We start from the raw sequence: 24135 nt of genomic DNA on the forward strand, positions 1-24135 counted from the left end.
CAGCGAAAGGTCCAGCCCTAGAGTGAGTCCACCAACGGCTGCACCACCATTCGAAACCGCTATCAAAAAACAATAGGAGTTACCCATGCGTATCGTCGATATCCGCGAGAAAACTGTTTCCATTGCCTCGCCGATTGCCAATGCCTACATCGACTTCTCCAAGATGACCTGCTCGGTCGTTGCGGTGATCACCGACGTGATCCGCGATGGCAAACCGGTCATCGGCTACGGCTTCAACTCCAACGGCCGTTACGGCCAGGGCGCCCTGATGCGCGACCGTTTCCTGGCCCGCGTGCTGGAGGCCGACCCTGAATCGTTGATCGACAAGGAACATGACAACCTGGACCCGTTCGCCATCTGGAAAACCCTGATGACCAACGAGAAGCCGGGCGGTCATGGTGAGCGCTCGGTCGCCGTCGGCACCATCGACATGGCGGTTTGGGACGCGGTCGCAAAGATCGAAGGCAAGCCCCTTTACCGCCTGCTGGCCGACCGTTATCGCGACGGTGTAGCGGACGATAAGGTCTGGGTGTACGCCGCCGGCGGTTACTACTACCCCGGCAAGGACCAGACCAAGCTCAAGGCCGAAATGCAGAGCTATCTGGATCGCGGCTATGACGTCGTGAAAATGAAAATCGGTGCCGTGCCGCTGGCCGAAGACCTGCGCCGCATCGAAGCGGTGCTGGAAGTGGTAGGCGATGGTCAGCGTCTGGCGGTCGATGCCAACGGCCGTTTCGACCTGAAGACCGGTATTGCTTACGCCGAAGCCATCAAGCCGTACAACCTGTTCTGGTACGAAGAAGTCGGCGATCCGCTGGATTACGCGCTGCAAGCGGAACTGGCCAATCACTACGACCTGCCGATGGCGACAGGCGAAAACCTGTTCTCCCATCAGGACGCCCGCAACTTGCTGCGCCACGGCGGCATGCGCCCGGACCGCGATTTCCTGCAGTTCGACTGCGCGCTGTCCTACGGCCTGGTGGAATACCTGCGCACCCTCGACGTCATGAAAGAGCTGGGCTGGTCCTCACGCCGCGTCGTGCCCCATGGCGGTCACCAGATGTCGCTGAACATCGCCGCGGGCCTGCACCTGGGCGGCAACGAATCCTATCCGGACGTGTTCCAGCCATTCGGTGGGTTCGCCGATGGCATCCGCGTCGAAAATGGCTATGTCGGCCTGCCGGACATCCCGGGCGTGGGCTTCGAAGCCAAGTCGGCGCTGTATGCGGTGATGCGCGAGCTGGGTGAGGGCGCGTGATTTCGCTCGACGGGTAATAGCTCTTTTGTGGGAGCGAGCTTGCTCGCGAAGACGATGGTTCAACCACCGACAAGGCAGCGGCTGTGCCGATCGCTTCGCGAGCAAGCTCGCTCCCACAGAGAGACCTGCAGTATCCGCTCAGTCCTTTCCCCTCATACAAAAACAACAGTGAGGCATTCCATGGAACAGGCTTCGACACGCTGGTATTCCCAGCTCTACGTTCAGGTGCTGATCGGTATCGTCATCGGCGGTGCGATCGGTTTCTTCCTTCCCGACATTGGCGCCAAGCTGCAACCGTTCGCCGATGGCTTCATCAAACTGATCAAGATGCTGCTGGCGCCGATCATCTTCGGCACCGTGGTGGTGGGCATTGCCAAGATGGGCAGCGTCAAGGAGGTCGGGCGCATCGGCGCCAAGGCACTCATCTACTTTGAGGTCCTCTCGACGCTGGCGCTGGTGATTGGTCTGGTGGTGGTCAACATCCTCAAACCGGGCGTCGGCATGAACATCGACGTCAACACCATCAACGGCAGCGCGATTTCCGGCTATACCCAGGCGGCGGCCGCGCAGGGTGGGGTGGTCGAGTTCTTCATGAACATCATCCCGACCACGCTGTTCGACGCCTTCGCCAAGGGCGCGATGCTGCAGGTGATTCTGGTCTCGGTGTTGATGGGCTTGGCCTTGGTGCAGATTGGCGAGCCGGTCAAACCGTTGGTCAACGTGATCGACATGTTGTTGCAGAGCCTGTTTCGCGTGGTCGCCATGGTCATGCGCCTGGCGCCGCTGGGGGCTGGCGCGGGCATGGCCTTCACCATCGGCAAATACGGCATTGGCACGCTGTTGTCGCTGGGCCAATTGCTGGTCGCGCTGTATGTGACCACTTTGATCTTCATCGTGGTGATTCTCGGGGCCGTGGCGCGCTGGTCGGGCCTTCCGCTGTTGCAGTTCCTGCGGTATTTCAAGGATGAAATCCTCGTGACGCTGGGCACCTGCTCAACCGAAGCGGTGTTGCCGCGCATGATGGTCAAACTGGAAAAACTCGGCTGCGAGAAGTCTGTGGTGGGCATGGTGCTGCCCACCGGGTACACGTTCAACTCCGATGGCACCTGCATTTACCTGACCATGGCCGCGATCTTCGTGGCCCAGGCAACCAACACGCCACTGACCCTGTGGGACCAGTTGACGGTGCTGGGCGTGCTGCTGTTGACCTCCAAAGGGTCAGCGGGTGTGGCGGGGGCCGGTTTCGTGACGCTGGCAGCGACGCTGTCCGTGTTTCACGGCATTCCCATGATCGGTCTGGTATTGCTGCTGGGGGTCGACCGTTTTCTCAATGAAGCGCGGGCGGTGACCAACCTGATCGGTAACGGCATTGGCACCATCGCCATCGCCAAGTGGGACGGTTCGTTCGACCAGGCCAAGGCCGCGCAGGAAATCGCCGCCATGAATGCGCGTTCGGGGAAACGCGGTGGGACTGCCACCTCCGGCGCCGAGGCCTTGAGCCCGGCCCGCGTCGGAAAGTCGCAGGTGTGATGCGCAGGGGCCGGTGGTCGGTGGTTGCTCGCCATCCGTCGGCCCTTCCCGTTACAACTCGCAGTTGCCTGCGGTGGTAGACTCTCGCCACTTCAGACGAGGAGCGACAGACGTGCGCAAGATGGCAATGATGGTAGCGGTATTGATGCTGGCAGGCTGTGACGCTGGCAAACCCGCACCAGCCCCCAAGGTATCGACCGCTGACTCGGTCGCAGAAGCACCGACCCCGGCGTCACCTCAATGGACCATTCGCGTTCATTTGAAAGAAGCGTTAAGCGATATGACGTACTGGCTGGTCGAGCACCATTACCCTTCGTACGTGGTCAAGGTCGAGGGCAAGGAAGTCGTCATGATCGGTCCGTTCGAGTCGCAGGAAGTCGCCGAAAAAGCCAAGACCGATATCGATGCCGCCTTGGTCAAGGGTCATCGCCTGTCACAGCTGGAAGTGATCCCGCCCAAATCCTGAGTCTCTCCCGACGATGTGACGCGACAGCATTGGTCTGCTGTGCCACCCTCCGTTCACGCGCTCGAATGCTCGAGCGGGTGAACCGGGAATGGCCGTTATGGACGAGATTCAACGCCTCAGTGAACTGCTGTCTGCCAATCAGCGTTTCGAGGAGCAAAAGCATCAGCGTTTTCGCGATGACCTGACGCAGTGGAACGCCAGTATCGAGGCCCTGTATCAGCAAGTCGAAGACTGGCTTGCACGACTGGTCGAAGCGGGGCAAACCCGTTTTGAGTACGAACCGCATCTGGCCCAGAACAAGGGATACCCTGACGAAAACTCGCCGTTCATGACGCGCCGCATGTGCTTTGCGTTGGGTGCTCATCCGGTCGAATTCGTGCCCGATGCGATGGGTTCGAAAGGGCAGGTGAGCCTGTCAGTCAGCGGCTTGAGCCTGCATGGACAGGAAAAATACAGCCTGCAACTGGATGCGGGGCGCCGTGACTGGATGCTGAGAAAGACCGTGGGCGTGAAGGACACTGAGCCGTTGGCGTTCACGGCGGATTACTTTGGCCGATTGCTGCAAGGCGTGGTGCCGCAGCGGCAGGGTTAAGCCTTTTGACGGTTGCAGAGTGTTCTATTGCAGGAGCGAGCTTACCCGCGAACTTTGAGTATCAGCCAAAGAGTATTTGGCTGATCCAGCGCAATCGCGGGCACGCGCGCTCCTACAGGGTTGGCCTGGTTTGAATCAACGACGACCCAGCAGCAGACCTACAACCAGACCAAACCCGGCGGAGATTGCCACGGTCTGCCAAGGGTGGCCGCCGATGTAAGTTTCGGTGGCTTCGACGGCAGGCTTGGTGCGCTCACGCACGTTGCTGACCGAATCCAGCGCCTGCTTGAGCTTCACGCTCAGCTGTTGGCGCACGGTATCTGCCTCTTCGCCGACCAGCGCGGCGCTGTCCTTGAGCAGTTTGTCGGACTCTTCGATCAGGGCCGCCAATTCGCTGAATGCCTGATCCTTGATCTGTTCGGCGGCAGTCTGGGCTGCAGTTTTACGAGCCATGGTTATTTCCTTTCAGTTGATAATGGCAGTGACCAATGGAGTCATCCGGGGCCGGAAAAGTTGCAGTGTGTGTGCGCCTCAACGTAAAAAGTGCGACGAATGTAATCGGGCATCCGTGCCGTCACGTGTAAGATGCTGACGCTTTCGGGCCAGCACTGCCCGGAATCACGCGTCCTGTTTTTGAACACCCGTTTTTGCAGACCGAGGTAAACGTCATGAGTTACAACCTGGCCAACAAGTCTCTCGCCGAGCGCGCCGAAATCGAAGACGAAAAGTCCCGTCTGTTCGAGCTGTGGCAGAGCAACCTTGGCAAGGCCAAGGGCGAAGCCGCCCGGCTGATGGGCGAGCGCGCCAAGCGCAAAGGCAAGTGGTCGGAGTGGGTCCGGGCCGAGCTGGATGCCATGTCGCCGCCGGAATTCGCCAACATGGTCCGTGCCGAAGTCAACCGGCTGGTGGCCGCCGCCCGAGGCTGATGGATCAGCAGGCGCTGACCTTGAACAGCGCCTCAATGGCCTCTCGTACTTTCATGACCGCCGGGTCCATCTGAGCGTTGGTACGCCAGCCTAGCTCGATGGGGTAGCGCGGCATCGACAACGGGCAGTCGAGCAGGGCCAGGCCCGATAAGTGCGCCACCGCTTCGGCCGCATGCCCAGGGATGGTCGAGATCGCGTCAGTGCCTTTGAGCAGGTAGGGGAGCGCGGCGAAGTGGGTGGTCGATGCGCACACCGTTCGCGTCAGGCCCAGACTCGACAACCCCTCATCGACCATGCCGATGATGCCTCCCGACGACACCAGAATCTGCTCGCGGGCGATGAACTCGTCCAGCGTCAGTGCCTGCTGGCCCGGCCTCAGACTCGCAGGATCGGCCAGACACCGATAACCCCCTTCACCCAACACCCTTCGACTCAGCAACCGGTCGGCCAGTCCGCCTGACGCAATCGCCAGATCGATGCTGCGCGCCATCAATGCCGCGCCGACGATCTGGCTGTGGGTTTGACGAAAGATCAACCTGAGGCCGGGCGCTCGTTCGCGAATGGACGCCATCAGGCGCCTGCCGAACGCCATCTCGAAATCGTCCGACAGCCCCAGCGCGACAGAGCGACCTTCGAAATGTGCGCCTGACGGATCGACCATGGCCAGGCTTTGTCGGCACTTGTTCAAGGCGTCCGTCACCACGGGTTTGAGCTGATTGGCTCGCAAGGTGGGCGCCAGGCCGCGCCCGGTGCGGATGAACAATTGATCGTCGTACACGTCGCGCAAACGCCGCAGCGCCGCGCTGACCGCCGATTGCGTGACGCCCAGGCGCAGGGCTGCACGGCTGGCGCTGGTTTCATCGTGCAGCGCTTCAAAGACTTTCAGCAGGTTGAGGTCGACGTCGGCGATATTCATCTGGTTCATATCATTAACAATTGAGCAGGGCTTTATTCATGTTGGTTGAGGCATAGAGAATTAGCAACAGATGCCTCTTACCGCTCAACAGGAGTTTTCCAATGCCCAAATCCATCGTTGCTGCGCTGCAGATCGGCGCCTTGCCCGGAGGCAAAGCCGACACGCTGGCGCAGATTCTGTCTTACGAAGGGGCCATCCGCGATGCCGGCGCCAGCGTCGTGGTGATGCCCGAGGCGTTGCTCGGCGGATACCCCAAAGGTGAAACCTTCGGCACTCAATTGGGTTATCGACTGCCGGAGGGGCGTGATGCATTCGCCCGCTATTTCGAGAACGCCATCGATGTTCCCGGTGCCGAGACCGATGCATTGGCCGAGATGTCGGCCCGCACAGGCGCCAGCCTGGTGATCGGGGTGATCGAGCGAGCGGGCAGCAGTCTGTTCTGCACTGTGCTGTTCTTCGAGCCGCAGGGCGGTCTGGTCGCCAAGCATCGCAAGCTGATGCCAACCGGCACCGAACGGCTGATCTGGGGCAAGGGTGACGGGTCGACGTTGCCGGTCATCGATGCCAAGGCCGGGCGCATCGGTGCTGCGGTGTGCTGGGAAAACCAGATGCCGCTATTGCGCGCCGCGATGTATGCCAAAGGCGTGCAGATCTGGTGTGCACCGACCGTGGATGAGCGGGAAATGTGGCAATGCACGATGCGCCATGTCGCGCAGGAAGGACGGGTCTTTCTGATCAGCGCGTGTCAGGTGCAGGCGTCGCCCGACGCATTAGGCATCGAGGTGGCCAATTGGCCCTCTGAACGCCCATTGATCAATGGCGGCAGCGTGATCGTAAGCCCCATGGGAGAGGTATTGGCCGGACCGCTCGTGGGAGAAAAGGGCTTGCTGACGGCTGAGATCGACACGGACGAACTGGTGCGCGCGCGGTACGACTTCGACGTTGTCGGTCATTATTCGCGGCCAGACGTGTTCGAACTGGTGGTGGATGAGCGCGCCAAGCCTGGCGTGCGATTTGTGAGTGCCTGACTGAACATGTCCGTGATCAATGCCACCTGTAGGAGCGCGCTTGCCCGCGATTGCGTCATGTCAGTCAACCTCTTCGTTGCCGACCTGTCGACATCGCGGGCAAACGCGTCTCTACAGGGTTTGGGCGTACAGGGTTTGGGTGCAGCTCACCAATTGCCACTTGCCGGCTGTGGCAGGCTCAAGGTCCCGCTGTCATAAAAACGCATCGTGCCGAACAGCCCGCCCGCCAGCTTGCCGTGCAATTCGTAAGGCAGGTTGTCCAGACGCTGCGTCTCGGTCAGGCCGACTGCCTGACGCAGTGCGGCAAAGGCTGACACGGTCACCGGCACGGTTAACACCCCTTCAGAAAACCGCGTGATCGTGCCTTTCTGATCGCTGACGCCCGACGCCAGCAGCTTACCGTTCACGTCAAGGTTCAACGCGACGCCGTCGTATTGAATGTCCGTATCGTTGGGGTTCTGTAGGCGCAGTTTGACCGCAAAGCGGATTTCCAGGTCCTGCCCGGGCAGTGGCTCGATGCCCACCACGTTGATGTTCAGCGGGTCGCGGTTCGGGAACAGCGCGCAGGCGCTCAAGCCCAAAACCAGCAAGCAGGCAAAAAAGGTCCGCAGGGGACGTAATTGCATCGTAATGCTCCAGTTGCCGAGGCCAGGCAGGGGCACGACTGCACCCCTGCCAAGCAGCCTAGCGGTTCAACTGTGCGACCGCTCGCGTGGAGAGAGGTTCTGTTTCGGCGCTCTTTGCGGCGTCGGGTGCCGGGTCCTGTAACACTTTGAGGGTTGAGGCTTCCGGGTCGAAGTCGGTCAGCTCGTCCTCCACATACTCTTCCGGCAGGAAGATATTGAGCAGGATTGCGCAGAACGCGCCGACGGTAATCGGCGATTCAAAGATGTTGTGCAACGCTTTGGGTAGCTCACGCAACACCTCCGGGACCGCCGCGACGCCCAAACCCATGCCCAGCGAAATCGCCACGATCAGCATGTTGCGACGGTGTAGCCCGGCCTCGGACAGGATCTTGATGCCTGCGACCGCCACGGTACCGAACATGATCAGCGTGGCGCCGCCCAACACGGGCTTGGGCATGAGTTGCAGGACGGCGCCAATGATTGGGAACAGCCCCAACAGCACCAGAATCCCGGCAATGAAAAACGCCACGTAGCGGCTTGCTACGCCCGTCAACTGGATCACCCCGTTGTTCTGCGCAAACGTGACCATGGGCAGACTGTTGAAGGTGGCCGCCATCGCTGAGTTCAGACCGTCAGCCAACAGCCCCGATTTGATCCGCCGAATGTAAACCGGCCCGCTGACAGGTTGCTGCGAGATCATCGAGTTGGCCGTCAGATCGCCGGCCGCTTCCAGTGGCGACACCAGAAAGATCACCGCGATCGGAATGAACGCCAGCAGGTCGAACGAGAAGCCGTATTTGAACGGCACCGGAATGCTCATGACCGGCACCTGCGGCATGTGCGCGAAGTCTACGCGGCCCATGTACCAGGCCACCAAGAAGCCCAAGGTGAGGCCGATGATGATTGCGCTCAGGCGCAGCAACGGAATATTGAAACGATTGAGGACCACGATGGTGCCCAGCACCAGTGCAGCCAGCCCCAGGTTGGTGGCGGAACCCAAATCGGTGGCGCCGAAGCCGCCCGCCATGTCGGTCATGGCGACCTTTAACAACGACAGCCCCATCAAGGTAATGATGGTGCCGGTGACCACAGGCGTGATCAGCTTGCGCAGCTTGCCGATGAACTGGCTTAGCGCAACTTCGACGAAGGCGGCGCAGAAGCACACGCCGAAAATGGTCGACAGAATTTCTTCGGTACCGCCGCCTCGGCTTTTCACCAGAAATCCCGCGCTGAGGATCACGCTGAGAAACGAAAAACTGGTGCCCTGTAAACACAGCAGCCCCGAACCGATCGGGCCGAACCGTTTGGCCTGGACGAAGGTGCCCAGGCCGGACACAAACAGCGCCATGCTGATGAGGTAGGGCACTTCGCTGTCCAGCCCCAGCACGCTGCCGACGATCAGGGTGGGTGTGATAATGCCGACGAAGCTGGCGAGCACGTGTTGCAACGCTGCAAATATCGCGGCGGTAAAGTGCGGACGGTCATTGAGCCCGTAGATCAGGTCGGTCCTGTTCTTGGCTGAGACGGGGCGGGACGAAGAGCTGCTTTGCGGTGTGGTCATGTTTAGCCTGCCATTTGTTTTTATACGGTCATGGGCTTTGCAAGTGACGCTGTACTGACCTGTATACAAAAACTGTCTAGCTGGTCAGGTTTTGCGACTCTACAACATGTCGACAAATGTAAAAACAATTCATTTTTAAATTGTGTACAAAAAAATGGCATGGGCGGGACGCAAGGTCGTAGTAAAAAGGGCGCGCAGAATGCCAGAAAAGACTACGCGGGTGTGCGGCAGACGCTTATTCTGTCGCCGGTGAACCTGAGCCGTCTGCTGGCGTCGAACTCAGGGTGCGACATTCGGGGAAGTCAGCGGTGGTCGGCATGACTCTCAACCAAAAGGTCCCGACAAGGAGGTTTCAACTGGGGTTTACTGATCTTCATGAGCACTGCACATCAATTTCCGCTGACTGATCTGCAAATCGCCCTGATCTCTCGGGCCTTGGCCGATCGCCGGCGTTATCAGATTCTGGTCCAGATCAGCGAGTCGACAGAACCGGTGCCCTGCGCCGAGTTGCTCAAGGTGCATCCGGTGAGCGCCGCCACGGTGTCCCATCACACCAAAGAGCTGGAACGCGCCGGTTTGATTTCCACCATTCGCGAAGGCAAATACGCCAGCTTTTTAATGCAGCGCGAAGTGCTTAAGGCGTACGCGGAGCAACTCATGCAGTTCTGCTGACGCAACCTTTGCTCGTCATCGATGCCTGTCATCCTCATCAGACATCCTATCAAGCAGCCTTGACCATTACTGGTATATGCCCGTAAATTGTCCGGCTTGTTTTTATCATTCTCCCGCCTCCTTCAGGCGCATTCGGAGCTTCTTATGTACCCAGACGTTCAGCTGTATATCGATGGCCAATGGCGAGCCAGTGAAGACGGCCGCACCATCGCCGTGATCAACCCGGCGACGGGCGACACCCTGGGCACGGTTGCCCACGCCAACATCGCCGACCTGGATCAGGCGCTGGCCGCTGCCGAGCGTGGTTTTGAAACCTGGCGCAGCACCCCGGCATATGACCGCTACAAGATCATGCAAAAAGCCGCCAACCTGCTGCGTGACCGGGTCGATAACATCGCCAGCATCATGACCCAGGAGCAAGGCAAGCCACTGGCCGAAGCGCGCATGGAAACCCTGGCCGCCGCCGACATCATCGACTGGCTGGCGGAAGAGGGCCGTCGCGCGTATGGCCGTCTGGTGCCGTCGCGCAATGTGTCTGTGGAACAGAAAGTCATCAAGGAACCCGTCGGCCCGGTCGCGGCATTCACCCCGTGGAACTTCCCGATCAACCAGGTGGTGCGCAAGTTGTCTTCTGCGCTGGCAGCGGGCTGCTCGATTATCGTCAAGGCCCCGGAAGAAACCCCGGCTTCGCCTGCGGAACTGATTCGCGCCTTCATCGACGCCGGCGTGCCCGCCGGTGTGATAGGTCTGGTGTACGGCGATCCGGCACAGATCTCCAGTTACCTGATTGCCCATCCGACCATCAAGAAAGTCACCTTCACCGGCTCCACGCCCGTCGGCAAGCAGCTGGCAGCCTTGGCCGGTCAGCACATGAAACGCGCCACCATGGAGTTGGGCGGCCACGCACCTGCCTTGGTGTTCGACGACGCCGACATCGACCTGGCGGCGCGCACCCTGGCGACCGCCAAGTTCCGTAACGCCGGTCAGGTCTGCGTGTCTCCGACTCGTATTCTGGTGCAGCGTGGCGTGTTCGATGCGTTCGTCGAGAAGTTCGTCGGCCTGACCCACGAGGTCAAAGTCGGCAACGGTCTGGAGCAGGGCGTCACCATGGGCCCATTGGCCAACGAACGGCGCGCGCCGGCGTTGTCCGCGCTGGTCAACGATGCCTGTGAAAAAGGCGCCAAACTGCACACCGGCGGTAAGGCCATCGACGGCCCGGGTTATTTCTTCCAGCCAACCGTGCTCAGTGGCCTGACCACTGACATGCGCGTCATGAGCGAAGAGCCGTTCGGTCCACTGGCGTTGCTGGTGCCATTCGACACCGTCGAAGACGCCGTTAAGGAATCCAACCGCGTGCCATTCGGTCTGGCGTCCTACGCGTTCACCACCTCGATGAAAACCGCCCACATCCTCAGCACCCGCATCGAAGCCGGCATGCTGTCGATCAACCACCAGGGCATCGGCCTGGTGGAAGTACCGTTCGGCGGCGTCAAGGATTCCGGTTACGGCTCCGAAGGCGGCACCGAGGCAATCGAGGCGTACCTGAACACCAAGCTGGTGACGGTGTTCAACCTGTAACGCTTGGACGGCTGCAAGCAAACAGAGAGCCCACCGATCGGTGGGCTTTTTTTTTTGTAGGCTAAAAAGGGTCAGACGTCGTGGATAGACGCACGCCTCTCACGCTTCATCTGCATCACCAAGGTAAAGCGGTCGTCCGGGTAGACCGTCTCCGATACCGCGATCAGAGCGCCCTGATCATCACGGTATTGACGAATGATGTTCAGACCCAGTGAACCGGCAGCGGCATTCAGGCGTGTCGCCAGCTCGGCGTTCAGTTGCACTGGGCGGACTTGCTGGTCCACCGTATCGATCCGTTGCCCGAACTCCCGCTCAATCAAGGCGGCAATCAGTTCGCCAGGACACTGCTCGGCCGTTGGAATAACTGCCGCGTAGATTTCATCGGCGTAGACATCGGTCCAGCACAGCGGCGAATGGCGTTGGTTGACATCGACCTTGATGCTGGACATGCAAAAGCAATGTGAACCTGGCTCAAGACCCAGACGCCTGGCCTGAGCGATGTCGGCGACGAAGTGACGGACCTCCTGCACATCCCGAATGTGGGTTTCGGCCACATGCACCAGATCAGCAACCGACGCCAGCGACTGGGAATACCCGCCACTGGGCGTATCCGCTTCCACGCGGGTGCCGACGCGTTTGCGCCGCGACACCATGCCCTGATTCTGCAACTGCGTGATCGCCGCACGTACCGTGTGCCGGCTCACTGCGTACAGCTCGCATAACTCGAACTCTGTCGGTAGCAACGAACCGACGGGGTAACGACCGCTGCTGATGCCTTCCATCAGGTCGTCGGCGACCGCCGCGTAACGCGTTTGATTGATGCCTTCCATCGAGCTCTCTCCACAGCGAGTTGACAGTGTATCAGGGCAAGGGGTAATAATTATGTACGGACATATAAAATATGTACGGCCAATAACAGCATTTGAGACCTTCTCCATGTCCACTACCGTTTTTGACTCCGCGCTGTTTCGCGACATGTTTGGCACCGCCGAAATGCGCCACGTGTTTTCCGACAGGGCCTTGATTGAGCGCTACATCGAAGTCGAGGTCGCGCTGGCACGGGCCGAAGCACGCTGCGGCGTGATCCCGGCCGAGGCGGCTGAGCAGATTGCAACCAAAGCGACCTTCGAGTCGCTGGACCTTGCATTGATGCAACACGAAACCGAAATCGTCGGTTATCCAATCCTGCCGCTGGTGGAGCAACTGTCGAAAACCTGTGGTGAGGCAGGGCGCTACGTGCACTGGGGGGCAACCACGCAGGACATCATGGACACCGCCGTTGTCCTGCAGGTGCGCGCTGCGTTGGTGCTGGTCGAGCGCGATATTCAGGCCGTACGTGGCCTGTTGGCTGGCTTGGCGCTGCGTTATCGCGACACGCCGATGGCCGGGCGTACGCACTTGCAGCATGCGTTGCCGATCACGTTCGGTTACAAGTGCGCGGTGTGGCTGAGCATGTTCGACCGTCACGCCGAGCGCCTGGTGGAGCTGCGTCCGCGAGTGGAAGTCGGGCAGTTTGCGGGCGCCGCTGGAACGTTGGCCTCGCTTGGCGACAAGGGACTGGACGTGCAGGAAGCGCTGATGAACGAACTGGGCCTCGGCGTGCCGCAAGCCACCTGGCACGTAGCCCGCGACGGTCTGGCCGAAACGCTCAATTTTCTTGGGCTGGTCACGGCTTCGCTGGGCAAGGTCGCTTTGGACGTCATGATGATGATGACCAGCGAATTGGGTGAAGCCTACGAGCCATTCGTCAAAGGACGTGGCGCCAGCAGCACCATGCCTCAGAAACGCAACCCGATTTCCTGTGAACTGATGTACGCCGCTGCCAAGGGGGTGCGCCAACAGGCCGGCCTGATGCTTGACGCGATGATTCAGGACTTCGAACGCTCCACCGGCCCGTGGCAGGCAGAGTGGATCGCCATCCCGGAGGCGTTCGCCCTCAGCGCGGCGTCACTTGGTCAGGCGAAATTCATGCTCGCCGGTCTTGAGGTTCGCCCTGAGCGGATGTTGAAGAACCTCAACATGACGCAGGGTCTGATCGTCGCCGAAGCGGTGATGATGGGGCTGGCGCCTGCGCTCGGTCGGCAGTTGGCGCACGACGTGGTATATGCCGCCTGCCGCGAGGCGAACGACCGGAACATCAGCCTGCTTGACGCGCTGCTCGCACAAGGCGCAGTCACCGAACGGCTGGATCTGGCGGAACTGCAACGCCTCACCGACCCGTGCAATTACCTGGGTCTGGCGCCCCAGATGGTTGACCGCGCGCTGGAGCGTGAAGGTTCAGTCAAGCGCTGACGCTCGAGGCCGGACGCGGAGTGTGGCGCGTCCGGTCGCTGGCTGTTTCAAATCCTGTTTTTGCCCCATAACAACAATGAGAGCGCAAGCATGTCTTCTACCGGTAAAAAACCGTTTTACCGCGACCTGACGTTTCAGGTCATCGCGGCCATGGTCCTGGGGATCGCGTTCGGCTTTCTGGCCCCGGAAACGGCCGCCAGCTTCAAGATCCTTGGCGACATTTTTCTCAAGCTGATCAAGACCGCCGTGGCTCCGTTGGTGTTCTTCACCGTTGTCCATGGCATTGCCTCGGCGGGTGACATCAAACGGGTGGGCAAACTCGGACTGCGAGCTTTGATCTACTTTGAAGTCTTGTCGACCGTGGCGCTGGCTATCGGATTGGTCTGGGGCAACCTGCTGCAGATCGGCTCCGGTATGCATGACGCTCACCCGAGCAGCGCGACGGCTGCTGCGGCGAGCGCTGCGGTTGCCAAAGGGCATGGCCCCGTTTCGACGATGGATTTCATCTACGGCATTTTCCCTGACAACTTCGTGGGCGCTTTTGCCGGAGGCCAGTTATTGCAGGTTCTGGTGATCTCGGTGCTGTTTGGCTTCGCGTTATTGGCGCTCAAGCCTGAGCGTCGCGAGGTCATCGAAGAAGGGCTCAGTCGCATCTCTGAATGCTTCTTTGAATTCATCAACTTGATCATGAAGTTTGCACCGCTGGGCGCGTTTGGCTCGGTCGCCTACGCGGTGGGCAGTAATGGCACGGCGGTCCTGATGTCGCTGGCCAATCTGGTGCTGATGTTTTACGTGGCGATTTTCTTCTTCATCTTTGTGGTGCTGGGTGCGGTGTGCCGACTTTCGGGGTTCAGCCTTTGGCGCTTCCTTAACTACATTAAGGACGAGATTTTCATTGTGCTGGGGACCGCATCTTCCGAAAGTGCGTTGCCTAGGCTGTTGCAGAAGCTGGAGAAGTTTGGGTGTTCGAAACAGAGCGTCGGCCTGGTGCTCCCGACCGGATATGCGTTCAATCTGGACGGCACCTCCATCTACATGTCCTTGTGCGTCCTGTTTATTGCCAATGCCTACGGTGTGCCGCTGAGCTGGGAGCACCAATTGGGCATCATCGCCATCATGCTGGTGACGTCCAAAGGCGCAGCAGCAGTGTCCGGCGGCAGCTTCGTGGTGTTCGCGGCCACCGTGACTGCCGTTGGCGTGTTGCCGGCCGAGGGCCTGGCCTTGCTGTTTGGCGTGTACCGTTTCATGTCCATGGCGATTGCCACGTGCAATACCATTGGCAACAGCGTGGCTACCGTTGTGGTTGCCAAGTGGGCCGGTGAGTTTTCCGAACAGACCGCCCGCGAGGAATATCGACGGGAACTGGGCCGCGAGCCGGGGGCAGCGCTATGACACTCACCCGAACAGAACATGATGCGTTCGGCCCTGTCACCCTACCGGCTGACCGCTATTGGGGGGCGCAAACGCAGCGTGCGCTGGAGGTGTTTGGCGGCCACGGTGAGCGCTTTTCACCTGAGTTGATCCACGCGTTCGGTCAGCAGAAGGTCGCGGCGGCGCGCGCCAATCGACGTCTCGGCGTATTGCCCGCCACATTGGCAGAGGCGATTGAACACGCCGCTGAAAAAGTGGCCTCAGGGGCGTTTGACGAGCATTTCCCGTTGACGATCTGGCAGACTGGCTCCGGGACGCAAACCAACATGAATGCCAACGAGGTCATTGCCAATCTGGCGAACCTGGCCTTGAACGGTGAACTGGGGAGCAAACATCCGGTGCACCCGAACGACCATGTCAATCGCTCGCAATCGTCCAATGACAGCTTCCCCACGGTAATGCACCTGGCAGCAACCCTGCAGTTGCGCGATCAGTTGTTGCCGGCGCTGGGTGCATTGCGAGATGCGTTGGCAGACAAGGCGCAGGCGTGGGCCGGTGTATTGAAGATCGGTCGCACGCACCTGATGGACGCGGTCCCGATGACTCAGGGGCAGGCGTTCGACGCCTTTGCCCATCAGATTGGCCACGGTATCGAGCGTATAGAAGGCTGCCTGCCACGGCTGCGTTTGCTGCCTCAGGGGGGAACGGCGGTGGGCACAGGCCTTAACTCGCCAGAAGGTTTCGATGTCGCGTTTTGTGAAGCGCTCAGTGCGGTAACGGGAGAGAGGTTTACGCCAAATCCAAGCAAGTTCGAGGGAATGGGCACCCATGACACGCTGGTCGAACTGTCCGGGTCGCTGAATGTGCTGGCGGTGTCCTTGAGCAAAATTGGCAACGACATTCGCCTGTTGGGTTCAGGGCCTCGTTGCGGGCTGAGTGAATTGCGGCTGCCAGACGATGGACTGACCTCATCGATCATGCCGGGCAAGCGCAATCCGACCCTTGCCGAGGTGCTGGTTCAAGCAGCAATGCAAGTGATGGGCAATCACACCACCATCACCCTTGCGGGTGCCTCCAGCGTGTTTGAATTGAACGTGGCCAAACCGGTGCTGATTCACAACCTGCTGCAGTCGATCGGCGTGCTCGCTCACTCTGTCCGCATCTTCACCGACAAACTGCTCAGGGGATTGGAGATCAACCGTCAACAGCTGAACGACAACCTGGAGAACGCCTTGCTCATGGCCACCGCCCTCAATCCCGTGCTGGGTTACGACCGCGTCGCCCAAATCACCCGCAAGGCTTTGCAGGAGGGATTGTCGCCCAAGTCGGCAGCGGTGGCATTGGGGTTTATCACGCCCGAAGAGTACGAGCGGTGGGTGCGGCCTGAGCTCATGGTGGCGCCCGGCTTGGCTGAGCGCCCCTAGTCGCAGGGGACCTTTTGGTGCGCGATCGGGTCAGGTGCGTGGAGTTGACTGGCCCGGCGCACTGGCGTCTTCGTCATCTTCGCGCTTTGGGGGACGGCGTACGAATTGACGCTGGTCCGACTTGATTGTGCACCGTCTGAACTCCCTCCCACACGCCGGACTCTCAAGCCAGAGATCACCCCGATCACTGGCGCAAGGATCAGGCATGAGCACCACCGGCACTCCATCCGAATCGCAGCAGGGCAAGGGCAAGTTGTTCGAAACCGACCTCCCGGCGCGTCTCGACCGGTTGCCGTGGGGACGGTTTCATACGTTGCTGGTGTTTGCGCTGGGCATCACCTGGTTGCTCGACGGGCTGGAGGTCACGCTGGCCGGGTCGGTGTCCGGGGCGTTGAAAGAAAGTCCGGTGTTGCGATTGAGCAACGCCGATATCGGTCTGGCGGGCGGCGCGTACATCACCGGTGCGGTGCTCGGCGCGTTGTTCTTCGGGTGGCTGACCGACCGCCTGGGGCGGCGAAAGCTGTTCTTTATCACCCTTGCGCTGTACATCAGCGCGACGGCCGCCACGGCGTTTTCGTTCAGCCTGTGGAGCTTCATGTTGTTTCGCTTCCTCACCGGCATGGGCATCGGCGGCGAATACACGGCGATCAATTCGACGATTCAGGAGTTCACCCCGGCGCGCTTTCGCGGCTGGGTCGACCTGACCATCAACGGCACGTTCTGGATTGGCGCGGCGCTGGGGGCGGGCGGCTCGATACTGTTGCTCGACCCAGGTTGGGTCGGTGGCGATCTCGGCTGGCGTTTATGCTTTGGGATAGGTGCCGTGCTGGGGTTGGTGATCCTGCTGATGCGCCTGTGGTTGCCGGAAAGTCCACGCTGGTTGCTGATTCATGGTCAGGCCGAGGAGGCGAGGGTCATTGTCGAAGGCATCGAAGAGCGCCTTCGCCAACAAGGTCATGCGTTATCGCCGCCCACCGGTGAGAAGCTGCGCCTTCACGCCCGGGACCACACGCCGCTGGGCGAGATCTTCGACACCTTGTTCAACACCTACCGGCAGCGCGCCTTGGTGGGTTTGACCCTGCTCACCGCCCAGGCGTTTTTCTACAACGCGATCTTTTTCACCTACGCGCTGGTCCTGACCGAGTTTTACCAGGTGCCGTCGGCGTCAATTGGCTGGTACGTGCTGCCGCTGGCCTTGGGTAACTTCTGCGGGCCTCTACTGTTGGGGCGACTGTTCGACGTGGTCGGGCGGCGCATCATGATCAGCCTCACGTACGCCGTTTCTGCGGTGCTGCTCAGCATCAGCGGTTACCTGTTCGAGCAGGGTGTGTTCAGCGTCACCCAGCAGGCAATCGCCTGGATGGTCATTTTCTTCTTCGCATCGGCGGCGGCCAGTTCGGCGTATCTCACCGTGGCCGAAACCTTTCCGCTGGAGATTCGTGCGTTGGCGATCGCCGTCTTTTATGCGTTCGGCACCGCCCTTGGCGGGATTGTCGGTCCGATGCTGTTTGGCGAATTGATCGACAGCCATCAACGCGGCCCGGTATTCGTGGGCTACTTGATTGGCGCAGCGTTGATGCTGTTGGCGGCGATTGTGCAAGCGATCTGGGGCGTGGCGTCGGAACGAAAGTCGCTGGAACAGGTGGCGCGCCCGCTGTCCCAGGCCAGCGATTGAGCTAAGGGTGGACGCGGATGGACTGGTCAGTTTTCTTCAATACGCCGTGCGCCCGCTTCTTTAACGTCCCCGTTCACTCATTGAACGGAGAATGGCGGTAATGAACCTGACGATTTCCATGGCCGCGTTTGCACTGGCGGCGTCCATTTCACCCGGGCCGGTGAATGTGGTGGCGCTGAGCAGCGGGGCGCAATTCGGGCTGGTCACCAGTTTGCGGCACGTGATGGGGGCGACGGTCGGCTTTGTGGTGTTGCTGATCTTCACCGGCTTCGGCCTGCACGAGGTGCTGCATCAGTACCCGATGCTGACCGACCTCATTCGCTGGGCGGGGATGGGGTTTTTGGTGTATCTGGCGTGGAAACTGGCGATCGACGACGGCCATCTGAACGTCGACAAACCCACCCGGCATCCTTCGTTCTGGCATGGCGCGGCGATGCAGTGGCTGAACCCAAAGGCATGGCTCGCGGCGGTGGCGGGCATGGGGGCGTTTGTCGCGGATGGCGAAGCGCGGTTGATCGGTTTGTTCGCACTGGTCTACTTCGTTGTCTGCTACGTGTCGGTCGCCTGCTGGGCCTATGCCGGTGCCTTTCTGGGGCCGTACTTGCGCAGTGCGCAACGCATCCGGGTGTTCAACCGCAGCATGGCGGCGTTGCTGGCCGGGTGCGCAATCTCTTTGCTCTACGTCTGAATCACTGACGATATTGCCCCGGCGTCGCAGCAAGGTGCTTTTTGAAAACACGCTGGAAATGCGCCTGATCGGAAAACCCATTTTGCTGGGCGATGTCGGCAATGGGCGCGCCTTCGCGCAGTTGCGCCTGCGCATGCTGAATGCGCCGGTTGATCAGGTAGGCGTGTGGCGTCATGTGGTAATGCTGCTCGAAAGCACGAATCAGGTACGCCTCCGACAGGTTGGCGACCTGGCAGATTTCTTCCAGGCGGATGGCGCGCAAAAAGTGCTGATTGATGTACTGCGCCGCGCGCTCCACCTTGGCGTTGACCTTCTTCAGCGGTACGTCCGCACCCCCTGGCCGCTGCTGCATCAGGGTGAAAAAGACGATGGCGGCTTCATGTTTTTCCAGCGCGTCCAGCGCCGGGTCGATCAAGGTTTGGTGCAGATCGAGCAGCGCGGAAAAAAGCGTCGGATCGCTACTGGAGATGCCCGGAATCGGGCGAAACCCATTGATGCCACACGCCTGCTGAACCCGGCCCAGCCACTGTGCATCGACGTACAGCATGATGTACGACCAGAGCTGATCATCGATGGGGTTGCAGGCATGAACGTCGCCGGGATTCATCCATACGACCGTGCCGGTGCTGATGCGCTGGTCGGTCTTTTCGTGCAGGTACGTGCTGAATCCGGAGGTGATGGCGCCGATGGAAAACACGTCGTGGGAATGGCGTGAATAGCAGACCTTGCGGCCATCGGCGATGGATCGCGCCTCAATGAAAGGCAACTGCGCATCCCTCCAGAACACCGGTATTGCTGAGCGGTTCACCGGGTTCTGGAGGGGCATGTCAGGTCATCCTTTGCTGCGCTTGCAGCTGTGGAAAATGTCGAGGGCTGGTTGGTATTCAGTGGTGTTGACGCCGAGCAAGCCTAGCACCGAATGAAACAGGTAGTCATGGCTCAGGTCGGGCTGGTTCTGTTTCGCCGCAAGACAGCTGCGGTCGATGCTGGCGTCTTCCAGCGTCTGGTTGCCGAACCACATGACCATCGGCACGTGGGTCTGCGCGCTCGGGGCGATGGCATACGGCGCAGCGTGCAGGTAAACACCGTTTTCACCCAGCGACTCGCCATGGTCCGAAACATAGATCATCGAGGTGTCCACTTTGTCCTGATTGCGCTTGAGCAGCTCGATGGTCTGCGACAGGAAGTGGTCGGTGTACAGGATCGTGTTGTCGTAGACGTTTTTCAGCTCGTCCGACGTGCAACTGCCCAACTGGTTGGTGTGGCAGACCGGCGTGAAGCGCTCCATGGTTTTCGGGTAACGATCGTAGTATTCCGGACCGTGGCTGCCGTCGGAGTGCAGCACGATGATGGCGTTGTCCTTGAGCGAATCGATGTAGTCCTGCAAGCCCACCAGCAGCGATTCGTCCAGGCAGTTCTGACCGTCGCAGAACGGGCTCGGCTGAGTTTTGGGAATGTCGCTGTGCGGCACGCGCAGGCAGGTGCCCTTGCAGTCACTGTTGTTGTCCAGCCACACGACCTTCAGCCCCGCACGCTGCAGCATGTCCAGCAGGCCTTCGTAGGTCTTGCCTTTCTTGTCGCTGTAATCGCTGCGCGGGAACTTGGAGAACATGCACGGCACCGACACCGCCGTCGAGGTGCCACACGAGGACACTTGCGTGAAGTTGAGAATGTCCTGCTTCTTCAATTCCGGGTTGGTGTCGCGTGCATAACCGTTGAGCGAGAAATGGTCCGCGCGGGCGGTTTCACCCACGACGAAAATCATCAGGCTCTTTTTCGGCCGCTGCCGGGCTTCTGCGCTGAGTACCGAATCTTCACCCACGGCCTGGATCTTGACGGTTTCCTTGATCGCGACCGTCTGCTTGGTCAGCTTGCCGATGGCGTAGATGTAATTGGTCGGGTTGATGAAGTGGGTCAGCTTGTCTTCATCCCGAAAAATAGGCGCATAGGTGGAATAGAACGGCCCGACGGAGGCGGCGATCACCAGCACGCAACCGATGCACACCAGCACCTTGTTGACCAGGCCGGGCAGCACGCGGCGGTAGGTCACCGGCGTCATCCAGATCAATACGATGGGCAAGACACCCAGCAAGCCCAGATAGAGGAACAGCTTGCCGCTGATCAGGGCCTCGGCCTCGCCGGGGTTGGTTTCCAGCACGTTCTGCATCATCACGGTGTCGATCGTGATGCCGTAGGTGTTCATGAAGTAGGCGGCCGACGCGGAGCACAGTGCCACCAGACTCAGGACCGGCTTGAGTGTGGGTTTGAAGGAGAAGGGCGTCAGCAGCAGCGTAATGGCTGCCCAGAGAAAGAACGCAAAAGAGGCATAGAACGCGACCGCCTTGATGCCTTGCAGCTGGGTCAAACCGACCAGGGCATGCCATGTCGCCAGGTTGTAGAAGGCAACCAGAGACAGGGAGAACAGCATGACGAGGCGAGTGGAGGTGACGGGTTTCAGCTTTGAACGCATTTCCATATAAAGCACTACTCGAAACATGGCCCACACGTGCGCCAAAGCGGTCCTATCCTTGCGACCGGCACGTCGGACAAACCTGTCGGTGACAGGCGGATTAATGAGGGAGGCGTAGATCGCGCGGAGTTTTTCAGAACGATTGTGAAGACTTTGTGAAACAGCGTAGACGAGCTGTCAGGACGATAAATTCTTTTTTTGAGCATCTAGCGTTGCGCGCCAGAGCCTTTTTGCTAGCCTGCGAAACGTCGTCGCGCAAACGCGCAATTATCTTGATATCGCCAACTGACAGGAGCTTGTCGGATGAAACTCATCGGTATGCTGGATTCGCCTTACGTTCGGCGAGTCGCGGTCAGTCTTAAACGCATGGGCATTGCGTTCGAACACGAGTCTGTGTCGGTGTTTCGAGGCATGGAGCGTTTCAGGGAGCTCAATCCGGTGATCAAGGCGCCCACTTTCATTACCGATGACGGTTTGGTGCTTATGGAGTCGAGCCTGATTCTCGACTATGTGGGGTGTCTGAAGGGCGCGGGCAATGGACTGATGCCTGTGGCACTGGCGGAGCGTGCCCGGACCCTGCGTCTGACCGGTCTCGCCTTGGTGGCTTACGAGAAAGCCGTGCAGATTTACTATGAACGCAACCTGCGACCGGCCGAGATTCAGCATGCACCGTGGGTCGAGCGGGTCAGTGGGCAATTGAAAACGGCGTGCGCGGAACTTGAGCGAGAGCTGACCGAGCGGCCGTTGAGTGCAAGTCAGGACATCGGCCAGGATGGCATCAGCATCGCCGTGGGCTGGTCGTTCATTCAACTGGTGGTGCCTGATCTGATCAGTGCCGAGTCCTACCCGGTGCTGGCGGCGTTCGCGTCAGAGGCCGAACAACTGGACATCTTCAAAAGCCTGCCGATGGTTTAGGCCCGCGCGCGGTAGACTCGGCCAGCCTGGGCCTACTGTGCCATGACCTTCGCCAGCGTCCCGTCGTCTTTCAAGTGTGCGAAGGCGGCGGTGATGCGTTTGACCGTGTCGTCGGGCGTCTTGAGGCTCAGGGCGACGTAAAGCCCTTTCGACAGCTCATCAATCGTGTACACGCTTTCCAGGTCTTCGTAGGCAATGTGCAGGTCTTCGCACTGCTCCCGCGCCTCGCGTTCCGGCAACGGCACCAGTGCGACCTGGCCGCTCAGCAGCTTGCGCAGGTTGTCGAGGTTGTTGGACGACACCACCATCTTGTTGAAACCCTTGCCCTCGAGGTATTCCTGACGAGAGTCATCACGCACCACGCCGACCGTGTAGTTTTTAGCGTCCTGCAGGCTCTTGACCACGACGTCGCGACGCTCACGCAGTTTGTAGAACATCGGGGTGACCTGATCCAGTTCACCCACCCACTTGAACAGCGGCTCGCGCTCGGCGCTGCGGATGATCGGATAAATCAGCACGTTGGGCTCCAGCCGCGCCATGTCGTAGGCGCGCGCCCACGGATAGAGGGCCATGTGGTAATCGGTGACGCCGGCCTTGGCCAGGGTCTTCTCGACGATTTCACTGGCGACGCCGACCACTTTGCCGTCACGCAATTCGCTGTACGAGGAGTCTTCGGTAACCACCTGCAGCGTCTCGGCCTGAGCCTGCAGGCAGAGCAGCACCAGCACCGTGGCTGCGAAAACGCCCCAGCCCTGTTTAACCGAATATGGGGTATTGCTCATGTCAGACCCTCCCTGATCAGATCACGCACCGGTTACGGCCCTGACTTTTGGCCCGATACAGAGCCTTGTCGGCGCTTTGGAGTAATTGATCGAAGCGATCCATCGTCGCCGCGTCGAGTTCGGCGATGCCGATGCTCAGCGTGACGTAGGGCGACACCACTGACGCGCTGTGGGGCAGTCTCTGGTTTTCGAGCAGTTCACGCAGTCGCTCGCCGGACGCCAGCGCCTGCTGCCGGTTTTGCCCCGGCAACAGCACGGCGAATTCTTCCCCGCCCAGACGCGCCACCAGCTCCCCTGATCGGGAAAACAGCGCGCTCATGGTCAATGCGACGTCGCGCAGGCACTGATCGCCCACGGCATGGCCATAGGTGTCGTTGTAGAGTTTGAAAAAATCGATGTCGCACATCAGTACCGAAAACGGCTGCTGGTGGCGCAACGCACGGTTGAATTCCAGCTCCTTGAGCTCGTCGAAGTGCCGGCGGTTGGCCAGGCCCGTCAACGGGTCGAAACGGGTCAGGGCTTCGAGACGGATGTTCGCCGCTTTCAGTTGCGCCGTGCGTTGTTCCACCAGTTCGGCCAATTGGTCACGGCTGGCGGCCAAGGCGATTTCGTCGCGGGTCTGACGCTCCAGGTGGTTGGCCAGCTTGTCTTGCAAATCGTTGACCCCGGCCTCCAGCAGGTCCAGTTCGTCGCTGGCGTTGCTCCGGCGCTCCAGGGACAGGTGCTGTTTGAGGTTTTGCGGCGTCAGTTGCTCCAGATGCCGGGCGATGCGGCGTACGTGCAGGGTGACCGACCGGTTGAACATGCCCATGATCAGACCGGCAAGGGCCAGGGACTGGATGATCTGGGTCAGCATGATGATCCCGACTTCTTTCCACAGGCGCTTCCAGAGCAGGCTCTCATCACCTTCGATGGTCAACTCGCCGACCACTTCGTTGGCGCCGGGGTAGGGCGTGACCATCAACTGGCGATGCAACGCAGGGGCGAGAATCGAGCCCGAATGCCCCGGATGTTGACGCTCCAGCACCTCCGCCGGACGGCCTGGGCGAAGGATGCGCAGCTCGACACGGCCAACGGGGGCGGCCAGCGCGACGCTGTCGATCTGGGCCTGCAGCGCTTCGCTGTCCATTTCCCACACGGCCTTGGACAGCGTGCCCTGAAACACCTGATCGATGAGGTTCAACTCGGCGTTCATGGTCGCCAGGTTGTTGCTCCAGGCAAACCAGGTGCGCACCGTGACGGTGGCAACCGTAAACAGCACACAAAACGCCAGGGTCGCCATCACCAACCGGCGCGCCAGCGAGCCGTTGCGAGGCCGCGCGGCGAGGTGTTCAGGGCGTGTCGATTCGGACTCTGCGAGCATGC

Annotated in this window: 23 protein-coding genes; 14 read left to right on the top strand and 9 right to left on the bottom strand. The window is 60.2% G+C overall.

The features are described from left to right. Window positions 1-85: 85 nt before the first annotated feature. From BLS87_RS01900 to BLS87_RS01915, 4 genes are all read left to right on the top strand, one after another. Window positions 86-1258 carry a mandelate racemase/muconate lactonizing enzyme family protein gene (locus BLS87_RS01900; protein WP_074749701.1) on the top strand — a complete coding sequence of 391 codons (1173 nt, stop codon included), beginning with the start codon at window positions 86-88 and terminating at the stop codon, window positions 1256-1258. Window positions 1259-1438: 180 nt separating this feature from the next. Next, window positions 1439-2788, top strand: a complete 1350-nt coding sequence (dctA, locus tag BLS87_RS01905; protein ID WP_083370576.1) for a C4-dicarboxylate transporter DctA — start codon at window positions 1439-1441, stop codon at window positions 2786-2788. A gap of 112 nt (window positions 2789-2900) precedes the next feature. Continuing rightward, complete coding sequence (locus tag BLS87_RS01910; protein WP_074749702.1) at window positions 2901-3254, top strand: hypothetical protein; 354 nt, start codon at window positions 2901-2903, stop codon at window positions 3252-3254. Window positions 3255-3351: 97 nt separating this feature from the next. After that, complete coding sequence (locus BLS87_RS01915) at window positions 3352-3846, top strand: hypothetical protein (RefSeq protein ID WP_074749703.1); 495 nt, start codon at window positions 3352-3354, stop codon at window positions 3844-3846. 135 nt (window positions 3847-3981) lie between these two features. On the opposite strand, the gene BLS87_RS01920 is transcribed toward BLS87_RS01915, so the two are convergent. Next, window positions 3982-4299, bottom strand: a complete 318-nt coding sequence (locus BLS87_RS01920) for an ElaB/YgaM/YqjD family protein (protein ID WP_074749704.1) — start codon at window positions 4297-4299, stop codon at window positions 3982-3984. Between the two features lie 215 nt (window positions 4300-4514). Here BLS87_RS01920 and BLS87_RS01925 point away from each other — a divergent pair, with 215 nt between their 5' ends. After that, window positions 4515-4772, top strand: a complete 258-nt coding sequence (locus tag BLS87_RS01925; protein ID WP_074749705.1) for a hypothetical protein — start codon at window positions 4515-4517, stop codon at window positions 4770-4772. Window positions 4773-4776: 4 nt separating this feature from the next. Here BLS87_RS01925 and BLS87_RS01930 read toward each other — a convergent pair whose 3' ends face one another. Beyond that, window positions 4777-5697, bottom strand: coding sequence for a LysR family transcriptional regulator (locus tag BLS87_RS01930; RefSeq protein WP_074749706.1), 921 nt, complete (start codon window positions 5695-5697; stop codon window positions 4777-4779). Between the two features lie 92 nt (window positions 5698-5789). Here BLS87_RS01930 and BLS87_RS01935 point away from each other — a divergent pair, with 92 nt between their 5' ends. Beyond that, on the top strand, window positions 5790-6716 hold the full coding sequence (locus BLS87_RS01935; RefSeq protein WP_074749707.1) for a carbon-nitrogen hydrolase family protein: 927 nt from the start codon (window positions 5790-5792) through the stop codon (window positions 6714-6716). Window positions 6717-6862: 146 nt separating this feature from the next. On the opposite strand, the gene BLS87_RS01940 is transcribed toward BLS87_RS01935, so the two are convergent. Both BLS87_RS01940 and BLS87_RS01945 read right to left on the bottom strand, forming a co-directional pair. Further along, entirely contained in the window at window positions 6863-7342 is a 480-nt protein-coding gene (locus BLS87_RS01940; RefSeq protein ID WP_074749708.1) for an LEA/WHy family protein, read from the bottom strand. Window positions 7343-7400: 58 nt separating this feature from the next. Next, the gene (locus BLS87_RS01945; protein ID WP_074749709.1) at window positions 7401-8903 is read right to left on the bottom strand and encodes a nucleobase:cation symporter-2 family protein; all 1503 of its coding nucleotides are present in this window, start codon (window positions 8901-8903) and stop codon (window positions 7401-7403) included. Window positions 8904-9278: 375 nt separating this feature from the next. Between BLS87_RS01945 and BLS87_RS01950 the strand changes: the two genes are divergently transcribed. Both BLS87_RS01950 and BLS87_RS01955 read left to right on the top strand, forming a co-directional pair. Next, window positions 9279-9575 carry an ArsR/SmtB family transcription factor gene (locus tag BLS87_RS01950; protein ID WP_074749710.1) on the top strand — a complete coding sequence of 99 codons (297 nt, stop codon included), beginning with the start codon at window positions 9279-9281 and terminating at the stop codon, window positions 9573-9575. Window positions 9576-9719: 144 nt separating this feature from the next. Continuing rightward, window positions 9720-11153 carry an NAD-dependent succinate-semialdehyde dehydrogenase gene (locus BLS87_RS01955; RefSeq protein WP_074749711.1) on the top strand — a complete coding sequence of 478 codons (1434 nt, stop codon included), beginning with the start codon at window positions 9720-9722 and terminating at the stop codon, window positions 11151-11153. Window positions 11154-11224: 71 nt separating this feature from the next. Here BLS87_RS01955 and BLS87_RS01960 read toward each other — a convergent pair whose 3' ends face one another. Beyond that, window positions 11225-11974, bottom strand: a complete 750-nt coding sequence (locus BLS87_RS01960; protein WP_074750227.1) for a GntR family transcriptional regulator — start codon at window positions 11972-11974, stop codon at window positions 11225-11227. A gap of 115 nt (window positions 11975-12089) precedes the next feature. Between BLS87_RS01960 and BLS87_RS01965 the strand changes: the two genes are divergently transcribed. The 5 genes from BLS87_RS01965 to BLS87_RS01985 all read left to right on the top strand — a co-directional run bounded on the left by BLS87_RS01965 (window position 12090) and on the right by BLS87_RS01985 (window position 18603). Continuing rightward, complete coding sequence (locus BLS87_RS01965) at window positions 12090-13445, top strand: class-II fumarase/aspartase family protein (protein WP_074749712.1); 1356 nt, start codon at window positions 12090-12092, stop codon at window positions 13443-13445. Window positions 13446-13535: 90 nt separating this feature from the next. Beyond that, window positions 13536-14837 carry a C4-dicarboxylate transporter DctA gene (gene dctA / locus BLS87_RS01970; protein ID WP_074749713.1) on the top strand — a complete coding sequence of 434 codons (1302 nt, stop codon included), beginning with the start codon at window positions 13536-13538 and terminating at the stop codon, window positions 14835-14837. Beyond that, on the top strand, window positions 14834-16240 hold the full coding sequence (locus tag BLS87_RS01975) for a class II fumarate hydratase (protein WP_074749714.1): 1407 nt from the start codon (window positions 14834-14836) through the stop codon (window positions 16238-16240). Before dctA (BLS87_RS01970) ends, BLS87_RS01975 begins: the two co-directional genes overlap by 4 nt. 205 nt (window positions 16241-16445) lie before the next feature. Then, the gene (locus tag BLS87_RS01980; protein ID WP_074749715.1) at window positions 16446-17915 is read left to right on the top strand and encodes an MFS transporter; all 1470 of its coding nucleotides are present in this window, start codon (window positions 16446-16448) and stop codon (window positions 17913-17915) included. 100 nt (window positions 17916-18015) lie between these two features. Further along, window positions 18016-18603, top strand: coding sequence for a LysE family translocator (locus BLS87_RS01985; RefSeq protein ID WP_074749716.1), 588 nt, complete (start codon window positions 18016-18018; stop codon window positions 18601-18603). 1 nt (window position 18604) lies between these two features. On the opposite strand, the gene BLS87_RS01990 is transcribed toward BLS87_RS01985, so the two are convergent. Together BLS87_RS01990 and BLS87_RS01995 are read right to left on the bottom strand one after the other, a co-directional pair. Continuing rightward, window positions 18605-19429 carry a helix-turn-helix transcriptional regulator gene (locus tag BLS87_RS01990; protein WP_074749717.1) on the bottom strand — a complete coding sequence of 275 codons (825 nt, stop codon included), beginning with the start codon at window positions 19427-19429 and terminating at the stop codon, window positions 18605-18607. A gap of 6 nt (window positions 19430-19435) precedes the next feature. After that, window positions 19436-21079, bottom strand: coding sequence for a phosphoethanolamine transferase (locus BLS87_RS01995; RefSeq protein WP_074749718.1), 1644 nt, complete (start codon window positions 21077-21079; stop codon window positions 19436-19438). Window positions 21080-21376: 297 nt separating this feature from the next. Here BLS87_RS01995 and BLS87_RS02000 point away from each other — a divergent pair, with 297 nt between their 5' ends. Beyond that, the gene (locus tag BLS87_RS02000) at window positions 21377-21988 is read left to right on the top strand and encodes a glutathione S-transferase (protein WP_074749719.1); all 612 of its coding nucleotides are present in this window, start codon (window positions 21377-21379) and stop codon (window positions 21986-21988) included. Window positions 21989-22020: 32 nt separating this feature from the next. Here the strand turns inward: BLS87_RS02000 and BLS87_RS02005 are convergent, their stop codons facing one another. Together BLS87_RS02005 and BLS87_RS02010 are read right to left on the bottom strand one after the other, a co-directional pair. After that, window positions 22021-22770 carry a substrate-binding periplasmic protein gene (locus BLS87_RS02005; protein WP_083370578.1) on the bottom strand — a complete coding sequence of 250 codons (750 nt, stop codon included), beginning with the start codon at window positions 22768-22770 and terminating at the stop codon, window positions 22021-22023. Window positions 22771-22786: 16 nt separating this feature from the next. Continuing rightward, window positions 22787-24133, bottom strand: coding sequence for a GGDEF domain-containing protein (locus BLS87_RS02010; protein WP_143024268.1), 1347 nt, complete (start codon window positions 24131-24133; stop codon window positions 22787-22789). Window positions 24134-24135: the final 2 nt, after the last annotated feature.

Source organism: Pseudomonas abietaniphila (assembly GCF_900100795.1).
Taxonomy (GTDB): Bacteria; Pseudomonadota; Gammaproteobacteria; order Pseudomonadales; family Pseudomonadaceae; genus Aquipseudomonas; species Aquipseudomonas abietaniphila.

Coding starts and splice junctions, on each gene's coding strand:
- BLS87_RS01900 (WP_074749701.1), top strand. CDS start 86: ATGCGTATCGTCGATATCCGCGAGAAAACTGTTTCCATTGCCTCGCCG.
- BLS87_RS01990 (WP_074749717.1), bottom strand. CDS start 19,429: ATGCCCCTCCAGAACCCGGTGAACCGCTCAGCAATACCGGTGTTCTGG.
- BLS87_RS01985 (WP_074749716.1), top strand. CDS start 18,016: ATGAACCTGACGATTTCCATGGCCGCGTTTGCACTGGCGGCGTCCATT.
- BLS87_RS01925 (WP_074749705.1), top strand. CDS start 4,515: ATGAGTTACAACCTGGCCAACAAGTCTCTCGCCGAGCGCGCCGAAATC.
- dctA (WP_083370576.1), top strand. CDS start 1,439: ATGGAACAGGCTTCGACACGCTGGTATTCCCAGCTCTACGTTCAGGTG.
- BLS87_RS02005 (WP_083370578.1), bottom strand. CDS start 22,770: ATGAGCAATACCCCATATTCGGTTAAACAGGGCTGGGGCGTTTTCGCA.
- dctA (WP_074749713.1), top strand. CDS start 13,536: ATGTCTTCTACCGGTAAAAAACCGTTTTACCGCGACCTGACGTTTCAG.
- BLS87_RS01945 (WP_074749709.1), bottom strand. CDS start 8,903: ATGACCACACCGCAAAGCAGCTCTTCGTCCCGCCCCGTCTCAGCCAAG.
- BLS87_RS01940 (WP_074749708.1), bottom strand. CDS start 7,342: ATGCAATTACGTCCCCTGCGGACCTTTTTTGCCTGCTTGCTGGTTTTG.
- BLS87_RS01915 (WP_074749703.1), top strand. CDS start 3,352: ATGGACGAGATTCAACGCCTCAGTGAACTGCTGTCTGCCAATCAGCGT.
- BLS87_RS01955 (WP_074749711.1), top strand. CDS start 9,720: ATGTACCCAGACGTTCAGCTGTATATCGATGGCCAATGGCGAGCCAGT.
- BLS87_RS01975 (WP_074749714.1), top strand. CDS start 14,834: ATGACACTCACCCGAACAGAACATGATGCGTTCGGCCCTGTCACCCTA.
- BLS87_RS01930 (WP_074749706.1), bottom strand. CDS start 5,697: ATGAACCAGATGAATATCGCCGACGTCGACCTCAACCTGCTGAAAGTC.
- BLS87_RS01935 (WP_074749707.1), top strand. CDS start 5,790: ATGCCCAAATCCATCGTTGCTGCGCTGCAGATCGGCGCCTTGCCCGGA.
- BLS87_RS01920 (WP_074749704.1), bottom strand. CDS start 4,299: ATGGCTCGTAAAACTGCAGCCCAGACTGCCGCCGAACAGATCAAGGAT.
- BLS87_RS01980 (WP_074749715.1), top strand. CDS start 16,446: ATGAGCACCACCGGCACTCCATCCGAATCGCAGCAGGGCAAGGGCAAG.
- BLS87_RS02000 (WP_074749719.1), top strand. CDS start 21,377: ATGAAACTCATCGGTATGCTGGATTCGCCTTACGTTCGGCGAGTCGCG.
- BLS87_RS02010 (WP_143024268.1), bottom strand. CDS start 24,133: ATGCTCGCAGAGTCCGAATCGACACGCCCTGAACACCTCGCCGCGCGG.
- BLS87_RS01950 (WP_074749710.1), top strand. CDS start 9,279: ATGAGCACTGCACATCAATTTCCGCTGACTGATCTGCAAATCGCCCTG.
- BLS87_RS01995 (WP_074749718.1), bottom strand. CDS start 21,079: ATGGAAATGCGTTCAAAGCTGAAACCCGTCACCTCCACTCGCCTCGTC.
- BLS87_RS01965 (WP_074749712.1), top strand. CDS start 12,090: ATGTCCACTACCGTTTTTGACTCCGCGCTGTTTCGCGACATGTTTGGC.